This window comes from Catenuloplanes nepalensis (assembly GCF_030811575.1).
GTDB classification, from domain to species: domain Bacteria; phylum Actinomycetota; class Actinomycetes; order Mycobacteriales; family Micromonosporaceae; genus Catenuloplanes; species Catenuloplanes nepalensis.
In genome coordinates this window covers 846,575-861,108 of the sequence record NZ_JAUSRA010000001.1, presented here as the reverse complement: position 1 = coordinate 861,108, position 14,534 = coordinate 846,575, and the positions used below count along the sequence as shown (strand labels likewise).

The window sequence follows — 14,534 nt, the reverse complement described above, 5'->3', positions numbered from 1 at the left end:
ACGTCATGCGCGAACTCGAACCCTTCCTGATCGACGGCGAGTGGATCTCCCCGGGCGAGCGGGAGACGTTCCCGGTGACCGACCCGAGCAACGGCGACGTGCTGGCCCGCGTCGCCCAGGCCACGGACGACGACGTGAACGCGGCCGTCTCCGCTGCTGCGCGGGCGCATGCGGACCGCCGCTGGTCCGGGCTCCCGCCGATCGAGCGGACCCGGATCCTGAGCCGGATCGCGGACCTGATCGAGGAGAACCTGGAGGAGCTGGCCGTCCTGGAGACCCGGGACAACGGCAAGCCGATCGAGCGCTCCCGGGCCGACACCGCGTTCTCCGCCAGGGACTTCCGGCACTTCGCGGGCGCGCCCGGCCGGCTCACCGGCACGGTCGTGCCGATCGACGGCGGCGCGCACCACGTCTACACCGTGCGCGAGCCGGTCGGCGTGGCCGCGCTGATCCTGCCGTGGAACTTCCCGATCATGACGGCCGCGCACAAGCTGGCCCCGGCGCTCGCCGCCGGCTGCACCGTGGTGGTCAAGCCGGCCGAGCAGACGCCGCTGACCATGCTCCGGCTGGCCGCGCTCTGCGAGCGGGCGGGTCTGCCCGCGGGCGTGCTGAACGTGCTGACCGGTGACGGCCGCACCGGTGCCGCGCTGGTCGCACACCCGGGCGTGGCGAAGGTGTCGTTCACCGGCTCGACCGAGGTGGGCCAGCGGGTGATGGTCTCGGCCGCGGCCACCACCAAGCGGCTCACGCTGGAGCTGGGCGGCAAGAGCCCGAACATCGTGTTCGCGGACGCGGACCTGGACGCGGCCACGACGACCGCGATGCGCGCGTCGTTCGGGCACTCCGGCCAGATGTGCACGGCCGGCAGCCGGCTGCTGGTGCAGCGCTCGATCCTGGACGAGATGACCTCCCGGCTCACGGCCGCGACGCTGAAGGTGCCGGTCGGCAACGGCCTGGACGGCGGGATCTCGGTCGGGCCGCTGGTCTCCGAGGAGCAGCGGCAGATCGTGCTCGCCTACATCGAGAAGGGCCGCGCCGAGGGTGCCACCGTGGTCGCCGGCGGCGGCGTGCCGGACCGGCCGGGCTACTTCGTCGAGCCGACGCTGTTCACCGGCGTCACCAACGACATGACGATCGCGCGCGAGGAGATCTTCGGGCCGGTCGCCGGTGTGATCGCGTTCGAGGACGAGGAGGAGGCGCTCGCCATCGCGAATGACACCGGGTACGGCCTCGCGGCCGGCGTCTGGACGCGGGACCTGTCGCGCGCGCACCGGATGGCGGCCCGGCTTCACGCGGGCACGGTCTGGGTGAACACCTACAACATCTTCGACCCGGCGCTGTCCTTCGGCGGCGTCGGCGACTCCGGGATGGGCCGCGACCTCGGCGACGAGGCCCTGCACGCCTTCTGCGAATCCAAGGGCATCGTCATCGCTCTGTGATTCCGGTGGTCGCGCTCTGCTTCTGGTCGTCGCTCTCTGCTTCTGGTCGTCGCTCCGCTCCTCCGGGCTCGACGCCACTCCCGGCGACGACAGACGACCTCCGGACGAAGAACGTGTCTGAAGATCGCCCGCCGTCTCTGGTCGCCCGCATCTCACGTGGGCGGTCCGGGTGGTGGGTGGACCGGAGAAACTGCAACAGGAACTCACGGGCCGGTGCGGGCGGGTCGCCCGTGAGGTCCGGGTGGCCGGGGCGATGCGCTCCTCATGCGTACCCACTCACGGCTTTGATCTTGATTGGATCCAATGTGAATGTTTTGACATCCAGGGAAGTGCCGTGACGGGGTTTGATCCGGTTGCGCTGCGGGATGCGACGCCGGGGATGCGGCATGCGCGGCATTTCAATGCGGCCGGGTCGGCGCTGCCGAGTGCGGCCGTGCTGGAGACCGTGGTCGCTCACCTGCGGCTCGAGGCGACGATCGGCGGGTACGAGGCGGCGGAGGTCGCGCGGGAGCGGCACGAGGAGGTCTACGCGCTCGCGGCCCGGCTGGTCGGTGGCGCGGCGGAGGACATCGCGCTGACCGAGAGCGCGACCGTGGCGTGGCACGCCGCGATGGACGCGATCCCGTTCGTGCCGGGGGACCGGATCCTGGCGTCCGCGTCGAGCTACGTCAGCTCCGCGATCCACCTGTTCCGGCTGCGCGAGACGCACGGCGTGATCGTCCAGGTGCTGCCCTGCGCGCCGGACGGCACGGTCGACCTGGAGGCGCTGGACAAGGCGCTGCGCACGCCGGCCCGGCTGGTCACGATCGCGCACGTGCCGACGTCGTCCGGGCTGGTCGAGCCGGTCGCGGAGGTGGCGGCGCTGGCGAACGCGGCAGGCGTGCCGCTGCTGCTGGACGCGGTGCAGTCGCTCGGGCAGCTCCCGGTCGACCTGGCCGCGCTCGGCGTGGATCTCGCGGTCGGCACCGGACGGAAGTTCCTGCGCGGGCCGCGCGGCACCGGGCTGCTCTACGCGTCGCCGCGCATCCGCGAGCTGCTGCGCCCGGCCCGTCCGGACGTGCGCGGCGCGGTCTGGAGCAGCGCGGACGGCTACGAGGTGAAGGACGGCGCGCGGCGCTTCGAGACCTGGGAGACCGCGCACGCGCTGCGGCTCGGCTTCGGGACCGCGCTGCGCGAGGCGCTGGACCTGGGCGTGGACGCGATCCACTCGTACACGTCCGGGCTGGCCGGCCGCCTGCGGGACGCGCTGGCCACGATGCCGGGCGTGACGCTGACGGATCCGGCCGCGGCCGGCGGCGCGATCGTGACCTTCGTGGTGAAGGGCGAGAAACCCGCGGACACGGTACGGCGGCTGCGCACCGCCGGCGTCCACGTGACCTCGATACCGGACCACCACGGGCAGTGGGACCTCGGGCGCCGCGGCCTGGAGTCGGTCGTGCGCGCATCCGTGCACGTCTATAACGACGAATCCGATATTTCGGCTTTGACGGCTGCATTGGGGAAATCTGTGCCCGCTTTGCTCCCCGCACGGGGACGTGCCGATGTGATCGTGGTGGGCGCGGGCGTGCACGGCAGCGCGACCACCTGGAACCTCGCCCGGCGTGGCGTGAACGTGATCCAGCTGGACCGGTTCGCGGACGGGCATCACGAGGGCTCGTCGCACGGGCACATCCGGATGATCAGGCGCGCCTACCCGAATCCGATCTGGGACGACCTGGTCGACCGCGCCTATCTCGCCTGGTCGGAGCTGTCCGAGGCGGCCGGCGAGACGCTGCTGACCACGACCGGCGGGCTCTACGCGCGCCCGGCCGCGGACGGCACGCCCGGCCTGCGCGGACCCGGCTGCGAGACGGTGGACGCGGCGCGGGCCGCGGAGATCTTCCCGGGGCTGCGGCTCGGCGCCGAGTTCACCGCGGTGCACGACCCGGCCGCGGGCGTGCTGAACGCGGCGGCCACCATGCGGTCGCTGCGGTCGCTGAGCGTGGCCGCGGGCGCCGACCGGCGGACCGGCGTGACCGTGCTCGGGTGGGAGCCGGACGGTGACGGCGTCGCGGTGCGCACCGGCGACGGGGTGCTGCGCGCGGACCGGCTGGTGATCGCGGCCGGACCGTGGACCGGCTCGCTGGTCCCCTCGCTCGCGGAGCTGCTGCGCGTGGTCCGGATCGTCAACATCCACGTCGGCGCCTCGGACGTGCCGGCGGTGTCCGCGCCCGCGCTGGGTCCGTTCTCGATCGAGGTGCCGGGCGTGGGACTGCTCTACGGGCTGCCCGCGTTCGGCGGCGACGCGATGAAGATCGGGCTGGATCACGGGCCGGACGACGACCCGGCCCGGCCGCAGACGCCGGTGACCGCCGCGGAGGCCGCTGAGCTGCTGGCGCTTGCCCGCCGATTCCTGCCCGCGGCCGACGGGGACGTGGTCGACTCGGTGTCATGCCGCTACACGATGGCACCGCGCAACCGGTTCGCGGTGGGGTCGCTACCGGCCACGCCGCAGGTGCTGGTGGCGGCGGCGTGCTCCGGGCACGGCTTCAAGTTCGGGCCGGCTCTCGGCGCGGCACTGGCGGATCTGGCGCTCGGCAAGCAACGCCCGGAGCTGGACTTCCTGGCGCCGGGCGCACTCGGCGGGGCCACGTGAGCGACGAGTGCACGGACCCGGCCACGCGCCCGGCGCGGTGGCGCGGGTGCCGGTCAGCCCTTGAAGACGGTGGCGGAGCGGCGCTCGTACCAGCGGGCGAGCTGCTCGCCCGCGCTGAGCACGTGCGCGAGCATCTCGCGGCGCGCGGTCTCGGCGTCGTCCTCGGCCAGCGCGGCCAGGATGCGCTCGTGCTCGGCGAAGTTGTCGTCCCGGTGGCGCGGGTGCTCCTGCAGCACCAGCGCGGAGACGTTGCGCGGGAACGCCTCGTTTATCTCCTTGATCACCTTGGCGAGCCGCTCGTTGCCGGCGATCTGGTGGATGAGCGTGTGGAACCGGTCGTTCGCCGCGTGCGAGGCCGGGTTCGGCGGCGCGTCGCCCGGCCGGAGCAGCTCGTTCGTGTCGCGCAGCTCCTTCAGCGAGTCCCGGGTCAGCCGCCGCACGGCGCGCTCGCAGGCCAGACCCTCCAGCTCGGCCCGGACCTCGTATGCCTCGCGGACCTCCCACGGGGCCGGCACGCGGACGACCGCGCCGCGGTTCGGCACGACCTCGATCAGGCCGCCGGTCTGCAGCTGGCGCAGCGCCTCGCGGACCGGCGTGCGGCTGACGCCGAGCGTCTTGGCCAGCTCGGCCTGCCGCAGTTGCGCGCCGATCGGGATCTCGCCGGACATGATCCGCGCGCGGATCGCGGCGGCGGTCTCGTCGACGAGAGCGGTACTGCTGGAGGAATCGTCCATTGTGGCCTCTTCGGGAGGCGGAAGCCTCGGGTCGCTTGCGGGGGTGAGGGCCGGGGCGGCAGCTCACCATAGCAAGCCCGGTGCACGACTGGATGCGGTCCACCGCAACTTTGGATCCAAGAACCCTATCCTCGTATCCCAAATTCTCGTATGGTCACCACACGACAGCGCACAGACAGGAGCCGCCGATGAGCGCCTGCCACACCTCCGCCGATGACGGCGGACGGACCGCTCGCTCCCACCCGCTCGATCCGCCCACCGCGGACGAGATCACCCGCGCCGTGGCCGCCGCCCGCGCGGACGGCCGGCTCGGCGACCCCGCCCGCTTCTGGGGCGCCACGCTCGACGAGGCGCACGCCCGCCGGGTGATCACGGGCGAGGCCGCCGGCGTGAAGATCGGCCTGGTCGGCATGCGAGTCGACGGCGAGGGCGCATGGGAGATCGACGTCCTGCTCGACCACGATTCAGCAGAGACGATCGACTGGCGCCCGGTCGACCCGCGCCGCCCCGGCATCACCTCGGACGAGGCCCGCGCCGCCGCGAGAGCCTGCCGGGAGAGCCCGCTCTTCCAGGAGGTCATGGCGCGCCGCGGCATCCACGACGTCTCGCTCTGCATGATCGACGCGGAGTCGATGGGCGGCTTCGAGCCGGAGAGATACAAAGGCAGAAGAGTCACCTGGGGTACGGTCTGGCACCGCACGACCGAGGACGACAACGGTTACGCCCGGCCGGTCCAGGGCGTGGTGCCGATCATCGACATGCACACCATGGAGGTCCTGGAGGTCGAGGACCACGGGATCATCCCGGTCTCCGCGGAGGCCGGCCCGCTCACCACCGGCGGCTTCGGCGCCGACCGTCCCGGCCTGAAGACCCTGGAGGTCGCGCAACCCGACGGCCCCAGCTTCGACGTCGACGGCTGGAAGGTCGAGTGGCAGGGCTGGACGTTCCGGGTCGGCTTCACCCACCGTGAGGGCCTGGTCCTCTACGACCTGGAGTTCCTCGGCCGGTCCGTGCTCAGGCGCGCGGCCTGCAACGAGATGTACGTGCCGTACCTCGACTCGAACTCCACGCAGTACCGCAAGAACTTCTTCGACTGGGGCGAGTACGGCGCCGGCCCGCTGACCAACTCGCTCGCGCTCGGCTGCGACTGCCTCGGCGTCATCCACTACTTCGACGGCGTCCACCTCGGCGGCTACGGCGACCCGGTGACGATCGAGAACGCGATCTGCATGCACGAGGAGGACGACAGCATCCTCTGGAAGCACAACGATCTGCGCCGCGGCGTCAGCGAGGTCCGCCGCTCCCGCCGCCTGATCATCTCGAACTTCCAGACCGTGGCGAACTACGACTACGGCTTCTACTGGTCGCTCTACCAGGACGGCCGGATCGAGCTGGAGGTGAAGCTGACCGGCATCCTCTCCGCCTCCGGGATCAACGCAGGCGACGAGGTGCCGTACGGCCGGAAGGTCGCGGAGCTGGTCCAGGCCCCGATCCACCAGCACTACTTCGGCATCCGGCTGGACACCGCGGTCGACGGCGAGCTGAATCGGCTGGCCGAGGTGCACGCGGAGGCGGAGCCGGACCCGCGGCTCAATCCGTACGGCAACGCGGTCCGCTTCGTGCGCGAGCCGCTGACCGTGGAGACCGCCCAGCGCAACGACCCGGCGACCGCGCGGCACTGGCGGATCGAGAGCGCCGAGAAGACCAACCGGTACGGCGAGCCGACCGCGTACCAGCTGCGGATACCGGACACCACGCGCAGCTTCGGCCTGCCGGACTCGGTGATGGCGACCCGCGCGCCGTTCATCCACCAGCACCTGTGGGCCACGCCGTACGCGGAGGACGAGAACTTCATCGGCGGCCGGTATCCGAACCACGCGGTGCCGGGCGACGACGGCGTGCACGTCTGGCAGCGGCAGGAGCGCTCGATCGACGGCGTGCCGCTGGTGCTCTGGCCGGTGCTCGGCACGCACCACCTGCCGCGGCCGGAACAGTGGCCGGTGATGCCGGTGGAGGCCATCCACCTGACGCTGGCACCGGACGGCTTCTTCGACCGGAACCCGGCGCTCGACATCCCGGACCCGGCGGCGGCGCGGGCATCCGACCCGGATTCCTGCTGCTCATAGCGGATGCGTCGCCTGCGTCGGCGACACATCTTGTTCACAGAGCCGATACGCCACCGCAGCGGTCGGGCCCCACGATTGGATCCAATCCCAGCGGAATGAAATCCCAAATAGTCAGACTTTGATACCACCCCTCGGTAGGCCAAGGAGTTCCCCACATGACTGACACAGTCTCCCGGCGCACCCTACTGCGCGGCGCCGCCATCCTCGGCATGGGCGCCGGTTTCACCAGCCTGCTCGCGGCCTGCGGTATCGCCTCCGAGGAGGGTGAGAGCGGCGGCAAGACCGGCGGCACGCTGACGCTGGCGATCGACGGCACCAGCGCGGTCAACGACCCGGCGTTCTACACCACGCTCGGCGACTGGATGGTCGTCGACTGCGTCTGTCGCGGACTCACCTTCATCGACTACGAGACCACCGAGCCGAAGCCGGACATGGCGGAGAGCTGGACGGTCTCCGAGGACGCGCTGACGTACACGTTCACGCTGCGCCAGGGCATCACGTTCCACGACGGCAACCCGCTCACCTCCGCGGACGTGCTGGCCAGCCTGAACCGGCAGTTCAACAAGGACGACCCCACGCTGCCGGAGGGCGCGTCCCGGCCGCTGAACAGCCTCGGCACCAACGTCGCGTCGCTGACCGGCCCGGACGCGAGCACCGTCGTCATCGTGCTGAAGAAGCCGGACCGCACGCTGCTCGGCCGGCTCTCCGACATCGGCGCGCGGATCATCTCCAAGGCCGCGCTGGACGAGCACGGCAAGGACATCGGCAAGAACCTGGTCGGCACCGGCCCGTTCAGGTTCGTCTCCGCGACGGCCGGCCAGAACGTCACGCTGGAGGCGTTCGACGGCTGGTACAAGGGGAAGGCACCGATCGACCGGCTGGTGATGCAGCAGGTCACCGACCCGTCCACGATCGTCAGCTCGCTGCTCTCCGGCGACATCGGCGCGACGCAGTTCACGCCGTACTCCGCGCTGGAGCAACTGCGCGGCGACGCGAGCGTCACCGTCTACGACACGCCGAAGAGCTTCGACGCGTTCATGATGATGGACGTCCGCCGCATCCCGGAGCTGGAGGTGCGCCAGGCGATCAACCTGGCGGTCGACCGGCAGGCGCTGATCGCGCAGGCGTTCTTCGGCGCGGCCGTGCTGCCGGACGGCTACACGATCCCACCGAGCCAGGACGCGTACGACCCGAGCCTCGCCGACCTCAGCGCCACGAACATCGAGGAGGCGAAGCGGCTGATCGCGGCGGCCGGCGCCACCGGACGGACCGTGCGCCTGATGGCCGCGAGCGACAGCTGGCACCCGAAGGCCGCGCAGATCATCGCGCAGAACCTGGCGGACATCGGGCTGAAGGTGGAGAGCGACTCGGTCGACCCGGCCGCGTACTTCAACCGGCTGCTCGACCCGGCCGACCGGTTCCACGACATCATGATCTGGGAGCGGAACGGCTACTACCCGGACGCGGACGACATGATCGGCTCGCTGGCCCGGCCGTCCGGCGTCTACGGCGACTTCATCTCCGGCTTCAAGACGCTGGACGGGTCCGCCGAATACGCGGACAAGCTGTTCGAGGCGAAGAACATCGCGGACGTCGCCGCGCGCAAGGCCCGCTACACCGAGATCCAGCGCGAGTGGGCCGAAAAGTACATGACGCTCTCCATGCTGGTCACCGGCGCGAACCCGGTGGTCAGCGGCAAGAGCGTCGAGGGCATGAACTGGAAGGCCCTCGGCAGCCACCGCTGCTACATGGAAAACGCGAGTGTCTAGTACTGCCACGGCCCGCCTCCGCGCCTCGGTGAAGGCGCGGAGGCTCGGGCGCGGCCCGCTCGCCGCCGGCTCCTGGGTGATCGTGGCGTTGTTCGTCATCGTCGCCGCGGTCGGCCCGCTGCTGGTCGGCGCGGACCCGGCCCGCGGGACCAACGACACGCTGCTGCCGATGGGCGCGCCCGGGCACCTCCTCGGCACGGACGACCTGGGCCGCGACGAGCTGGCCCGGATGATCCACGGCGCGCAGCCGCTGCTGATGGTCGCGTTCCTCTCCACTGGACTCGCCGCGCTGCTGGGCATCGGCATCGGGCTGATCGCGGGCTACGCCGGCGGGTGGATCGAGTGGGTCCTGATGCGGTGCATGGATCTGGCGCTGGCGTTCCCGTCGATGCTGCTGATCATCCTGATCGTCTCCGCCTGGCGGCCCGGCGTGGGCAGCATGGTGGCCGGCATCGCGCTCGCGCTCGCGCCCGGCCTGGCCCGGCTCGCCCGCGCGCTGGCCGCCCGCGAGGCCCGCCGTGACTACGTGCTCGCGGCCAAGCTCGGCGGCACCCGCGGCCCGCGACTCCTCGTGCAGGAGATCCTGCCGAACATCGCCGGGCCGATGCTCGCCCAGGTGGTCATGACGCTCTCCGTCGCGGCCGGGTTCGCCGCCGGCCTCTCCTACCTCGGGCTGGGCATCCAGCCCCCGACTCCGGACTGGGGATACATGGTGCAGGCCGGCCAGGAGTTCCTCTACACCGCGCCGCGCCTCGTGGTGCTGCCGGCGGCGGCAACGCTGATCTTCGTGGTGGCCTGCAACTTCGTCGGCGACGACCTGCGGGACGCCCTCGATCCCAGGGCCTCCGGCACAGCGGGGTCACGATGAAAACCCTTTCCGCGGTACGGGTGCCGGCCCGCCTCCGTACCCCCTGGCTGGTCCTGAAAAGGCTCTCCGCGGTGCCCCTGGTCATGCTGGTGCTGGCCACCATGGTGTTCATCGCGATGCGCATGCTGCCCGGCTCGCCGGCCACGTCTCTCGCGGTCGGTGGCGGCGCGGCCAGCCAGTCCTCGGCCGAGGAGATCGCGGCGAGCGAGCAGCGGATCAACGAGGCGCTGGGCCTGAACGACTCGCTGGCCGACCAGTACACGACGTTCCTCGGCGACGTGCTCACGCTCGACCTGGGCAGCTCGTTCTTCGGCGGCAACGACGTGCGTAGTCTGCTCGGCGACTCGCTGCCGGCCACGATCGAACTGACCGTCGCCGCGATGCTGATCGCGGTGCTGATCGGCATGGTCACCGGCGTGCTCGCGGCGCTGCGCAAGGACACCTGGATCGACACCACCACGCGCGCGATCGGCACGGTCAGCTTCTCGCTGCCCTGGTTCGCGCTCGGCGTGCTCTCCATCGTCGTCTTCGGCGTGTGGCTGCGCTGGCTGCCGGTCATCGGCCGGCTGCCGAACGCGCTCGACTACGACCCGTTCACGAACTTCGTGCTGCTGGACGCGATCCTCCAGGACCGGCCGGAGCTGATCTGGCCGTGGATCCGGCACCTGATCCTGCCGGCCACCACGCTCGCGCTGTCGATGGCCGGGTTCATCACCCGGATCGTGCGCGCGTCCGTGCTGGAGGTGCTCGGCGACGACTTCGTGCGGACCGCGCGGATGAAGGGCCTGTCCGGCGCCGCCGTCATGCGCCGGCACGTGCTGCGGAACGCGTCGCTGCCGATCGTCACCGTGCTCGGCCTGCAGTTCGGCTCGCTGCTCGGCGGCTCGGTGATCACCGAGACCGTGTTCTCGTACCCCGGCGTCGGAAACCTGCTGGTCAACGGCATCCTGCAGCGCGACTACCCGATCGTGCAGGGCGCCGCGCTCGCCATCGCCCTGCTGTTCACGCTGGTCAACGTCGTCGTGGACCTGCTCTACCTCGCACTCGACCCCCGGCTCCGGAAGGCCTGACACATGCACATCGTCCTCGTTCACGGCGCCGGCGGGACCCCGACCACCTGGTCCGAGGTCACGCCGCTGCTGACCGCCGCCGGCCTGGAACTCACCCTGATCACCAACCCGATGACGTCCCTGGACGACGACGTGGCGCACACGCTCTCCGTGACCGAGGGCGTGGGCGGGCCGGTGCTGCTGGTCGGGCACTCCTACGGCGGCGCGGTGATCACCAACGTGGGCCGGTCGCCGGTGGTGAAGGGGCTGGTCTACGTGGCCGCGTTCGCGCCGGACGAAGGCGAGACCGTGAACGGGATCGTGGAGCGCTACCCCCCGGCCGAGGTCTCCAAGTACATGCGGCGCGGCCCGAACGGCGAGTGGAAGTCCGAGCACACCGACGAGTACTGGGCCGAGATCGGCTGGGACGTGCCGGTCGCGCAGCGCGCCGTCTGGGACAACGAGTCCCGGCAGAGCGACAACAAGATCTTCACCCAGCCCACGGGTACGCCGGCGTGGCGCACGAAGCCGGCCTGGTACCTGGTCGCGGCGCAGGACCGGACGCTGAGCACCGTGATCCAGCGGGACATGGCCGCGCGCGCGAAGGCGATCACCAGCGAGGTGCCGGGCAGCCACTTCACGCCCCGGGTGCGCCCGCACGACGTGGTCGCGTTGATCCAGAAGGCGCTGGCGACGCTGTGAGCGCGCTCCTTGCGATCCGCGACCTGCGGGTGGAGTTCGACGTGCCGGCCGGGCGGCTGCCCGCCGTGGCCGGCATCGACCTCGACCTCCACGCGGGCGAGCTGCTGGCGCTGGTCGGCGAGTCCGGCTCCGGCAAGTCCGCGCTGTCGATGAGCCTGGTCGGCCTGAACCGCGGCCCTACCACGCACATCAGCGGCGAGGTGGACTTCGGCGGCCGCAACCTGGTCGCGCTCTCCGAGAAGGAGCTGCGCGGCGTCCGCGGCAGGGACGTCTCCGTGGTGTTCCAGGACGCGCTCGCCGCGCTCAACCCGACGCAGAAGGTCGGTGACCAGGTCGCCGAGATGATCCGCACGCACCGGAGGATCTCGCGCCGGGACGCCTGGAAGCGCGCGGAGGAGCTGCTCGGCGAGGTCGGCATCGCGAACCCGGCGCAGGCCGCGCGCGCCTACCCGCACCAGCTCTCCGGCGGCATGCGGCAGCGAGTCATGATCGCGATCGGGCTGGCGAACGACCCGGCCGTGCTGATCGCGGACGAGCCGACCACCGCGCTCGACGTGACCATCCAGGCGCAGGTGCTCAAGCTGCTCAAGCGCCTCCAGGCCGAGCACGGCACCTCGATCGTGCTGATCACGCACGACCTGGGCGTGGTCGCGGAGGTCGCGGACCGGGTCGCGGTGATGTACGCGGGCCGGGTGATCGAGCAGGGCACCCGGGACGAGGTGCTGGACAACCCGCAGCATCCGTACACGATGGCGCTGCTCGGCTCCGTCCCCCGCGTCGACGGGCCGCACGCCGAGCGACTCCCGGCGATCGCGGGCAGCCCGCTCACCGGCGTCACCCGTCCGCCCGGCTGCGCGTTCACGCCCCGATGCGCGTTCGCTTCGGAGGGATGCACAGATCACATGCCACGACTGCTGCAGCGGTACGGCGAGCCCGGCCACCTGGACCGCTGCCTGCTGGACGAGCCGGCCCGGGTGCGGGCCCGAGCCGGCTCCGACCCCGAGGGGGTGACGCCGTGACGCCGAAACCCACGCCACTGCTGGAGTTGTCCAAGCTCCGCGTCGAGTTCAACGGCTCGGCCGGGCGCAGGGTACGCGCGGTCCGGGACGTGGACCTGGAAATCTACGAGGGCGAGACGCTCGGGCTGGTCGGCGAGTCCGGCTGCGGCAAGTCCACGCTGGGCCGGGCCATGCTGCGGATCACCGAGCCGACCGCAGGCTCGATCGACTACCTGGGGCTGGACATCACGCGGCTGCGGGGCACGGTGTTCCGGCGTACCCGCGCGGATCTGCAAATGGTCTTCCAGGACCCGTTCGGGTCGCTGAACCCGCGCCGGACCGTCGCGGACATCGTGGCCGAGCCGATGCTGCGGGCCCGCGGCATGGACCGCGCGTCCGCCCGGCAGGCCGTGGACGCACTGCTGGAGCAGGTCGGGCTCGGGAAGGAGGCGGGTGCGCGGCGGCCGCACGAGTTCTCCGGCGGGCAGCGGCAGCGGATCGGTATCGCCCGCGCGCTGGCGCCGTCGCCGCGGTTCGTGGTCGCGGACGAGCCGGTCTCCGCGCTGGACGTCTCCATCCAGGCCCAGGTGATCAACCTGCTCACCGACCTGATCCGGGAGCGCGGCCTGACCATGCTGTTCATCTCGCACGACCTGGGCGTGGTCCGGCACATCGCGGACCGGATCGCGGTCATGTACCTCGGGCAGATCATCGAGATCGCGTCCCGGGACGACTTCTTCGCCGGGCCGGCGCATCCCTACGGCGAGGCGCTGCTGTCCTCGGTGCCGTCGCTGGGGCCGGCCGGCCGCGAGCGCATCGAGCTGGCGGGCGAGCTGCCCGACCCGGCTTCACCGCCGCCCGGGTGCACGTTCCACACCCGCTGCCGGTACGCGATCGACCGTTGCCGGGCCGAGGCCCCCGAGCTGCGCGAGGTCGCGCCCGGGCGGCAGGTCCGCTGTCACCTTCCGCTCGTCTCCCTGTCCACCGCAGGGGTAACGAAAGGTTCCACCTCATGATCATCGATGCGTACAACACCACGCAGGACGTCCGTGGCCGCTCCGACTACCTGACCGGCGCGCGTCCCGGGCAGGCGCCGCCGCCGTACACGCCGTTCGACCCGCGGCGCATCCTGGACCGGATGGACGCGGCCGGCGTGGACATGGCCATGGTCTGCTCGCTCGCCCAGCGGATCGAGAACGACTTCATCGCCGGGCTGGTCAAGGCGTACCCGGACCGGTTCATCGGCTTCGGCCAGGTGATGCCGCAGGCGGACGGCGCGCTCGACGAGATCACCCGGATGCGGGATCTCGGCACCTCCGGCCTGAAGCTGCACCCGTCGCTGCACGGATATCACGTCGCGGACCACGGTCTGCTGGACCCGGTGTTCGAGCGGTGCGCCGAGCTGGGCATGCCGATCCTGATCAACGCGTTGGACGACGCGTTCTGCTCACCGCTGGCGATCGAGGAGGTCGCCAAGGGCCACCCGACCGTGCCGACGATCATCGCGCACATGGGCGCGGTCTGGAACGTGCCCGAGGCGATCATCGTGGCCGAACGCAACCCGCACATCTACCTGGAGACCTCGGCGACGCTGATCGCGGACGTCAGGCGCGCCTACGCCCGGCTCGGCCCGGACCAGATCCTGTTCGGCAGCGAGTGGCCCGGCTCCGACTTCGACCTGGAGCGCATGAAGATCGCCAAGGCCATCCCGGACGAGGCGGACCGCGCGAAGGTCGAGGGCGGCAACATGGCGAAGATCCTCGGCCTGTGATCACCCCGGTCACGCCGCCCCCGGCGATGTCAGCTCCGGACGCCGCTCTGCTTACCACCGCGCAGGAGCTGCTGGGACGCGTCTGGGTGGACGGGCGGCACGAGGTCGCGACCGCGCTGCGGACGGCCTCCGGCGACGTCTTCACGGGCGTGCACCTGGAGGGGTCCTGCCGGCGCAGCTCGATCTGCGCGGAGGGCATCGCGCTCGGCGCCGCGCGCACGGCCGGTGCCGCACTGACCGACGTGGAGGCCGTGGTCTCCGTGCAGATCAAGCCGGCGGACCGGTTCCGGATCATCGCGCCGTGCGGCGTGTGCCGCGAACTGATCAGCGACTACGCGCCGGACGCGATCGTCTGGCTGACCTCGCCTTCCTCGGACGAGATCGTCTCGTTCCGCGCGCAGGACCTGTTGCCAGAGAAGTCACGACGGAAGTGGTGAAGATCA

Annotated in this window: 12 protein-coding genes; 11 read left to right on the top strand and 1 reads right to left on the bottom strand. The window is 71.4% G+C overall.

Annotated elements, in window-relative coordinates; translation table 11 throughout:
- Positions 1–5 precede the first annotated feature (5 nt).
- Positions 6–1,439 (top strand): aldehyde dehydrogenase family protein, encoded by a 1,434-nt coding sequence (locus tag J2S43_RS03660; protein WP_306827125.1) that lies wholly within the window; start codon positions 6–8, stop codon positions 1,437–1,439.
- Positions 1,440–1,773: 334 nt separating this feature from the next.
- A complete protein-coding gene (gene solA, locus J2S43_RS03655) occupies positions 1,774–4,074 on the top strand; it encodes an N-methyl-L-tryptophan oxidase (RefSeq protein ID WP_306827124.1) in 2,301 nt (766 codons plus the stop codon).
- Positions 4,075–4,127: 53 nt separating this feature from the next.
- Here solA and J2S43_RS03650 read toward each other — a convergent pair whose 3' ends face one another.
- Positions 4,128–4,808, bottom strand: coding sequence for a GntR family transcriptional regulator (locus tag J2S43_RS03650; protein WP_306827123.1), 681 nt, complete (start codon positions 4,806–4,808; stop codon positions 4,128–4,130).
- A gap of 188 nt (positions 4,809–4,996) precedes the next feature.
- On the opposite strand from J2S43_RS03650, the gene J2S43_RS03645 reads away from it, so the two are divergent.
- The 9 genes from J2S43_RS03645 to J2S43_RS03605 all read left to right on the top strand — a co-directional run bounded on the left by J2S43_RS03645 (position 4,997) and on the right by J2S43_RS03605 (position 14,528).
- Complete coding sequence (locus J2S43_RS03645) at positions 4,997–6,934, top strand: primary-amine oxidase (RefSeq protein ID WP_306827122.1); 1,938 nt, start codon at positions 4,997–4,999, stop codon at positions 6,932–6,934.
- Positions 6,935–7,089: 155 nt separating this feature from the next.
- Positions 7,090–8,703 (top strand): ABC transporter substrate-binding protein, encoded by a 1,614-nt coding sequence (locus tag J2S43_RS03640; RefSeq protein ID WP_306827121.1) that lies wholly within the window; start codon positions 7,090–7,092, stop codon positions 8,701–8,703.
- Positions 8,696–9,571, top strand: coding sequence for an ABC transporter permease (locus tag J2S43_RS03635; RefSeq protein WP_306827120.1), 876 nt, complete (start codon positions 8,696–8,698; stop codon positions 9,569–9,571). Before J2S43_RS03640 ends, J2S43_RS03635 begins: the two co-directional genes overlap by 8 nt.
- Positions 9,568–10,641, top strand: coding sequence for an ABC transporter permease (locus tag J2S43_RS03630; RefSeq protein WP_306827119.1), 1,074 nt, complete (start codon positions 9,568–9,570; stop codon positions 10,639–10,641). Before J2S43_RS03635 ends, J2S43_RS03630 begins: the two co-directional genes overlap by 4 nt.
- Before the next feature lie 3 nt (positions 10,642–10,644).
- The gene (locus tag J2S43_RS03625; RefSeq protein ID WP_306827118.1) at positions 10,645–11,322 is read left to right on the top strand and encodes an alpha/beta hydrolase; all 678 of its coding nucleotides are present in this window, start codon (positions 10,645–10,647) and stop codon (positions 11,320–11,322) included.
- Positions 11,319–12,341, top strand: a complete 1,023-nt coding sequence (locus J2S43_RS03620; protein ID WP_306827117.1) for an ABC transporter ATP-binding protein — start codon at positions 11,319–11,321, stop codon at positions 12,339–12,341. The genes J2S43_RS03625 and J2S43_RS03620 overlap by 4 nt, the downstream gene beginning before the upstream one ends.
- Positions 12,338–13,336 (top strand): ABC transporter ATP-binding protein, encoded by a 999-nt coding sequence (locus J2S43_RS03615; protein WP_306827116.1) that lies wholly within the window; start codon positions 12,338–12,340, stop codon positions 13,334–13,336. The genes J2S43_RS03620 and J2S43_RS03615 overlap by 4 nt, the downstream gene beginning before the upstream one ends.
- Entirely contained in the window at positions 13,333–14,091 is a 759-nt protein-coding gene (locus J2S43_RS03610) for an amidohydrolase family protein (protein WP_306827115.1), read from the top strand. The genes J2S43_RS03615 and J2S43_RS03610 overlap by 4 nt, the downstream gene beginning before the upstream one ends.
- Positions 14,088–14,528 (top strand): cytidine/deoxycytidylate deaminase family protein, encoded by a 441-nt coding sequence (locus J2S43_RS03605; protein ID WP_306827114.1) that lies wholly within the window; start codon positions 14,088–14,090, stop codon positions 14,526–14,528. The genes J2S43_RS03610 and J2S43_RS03605 overlap by 4 nt, the downstream gene beginning before the upstream one ends.
- Positions 14,529–14,534: the final 6 nt, after the last annotated feature.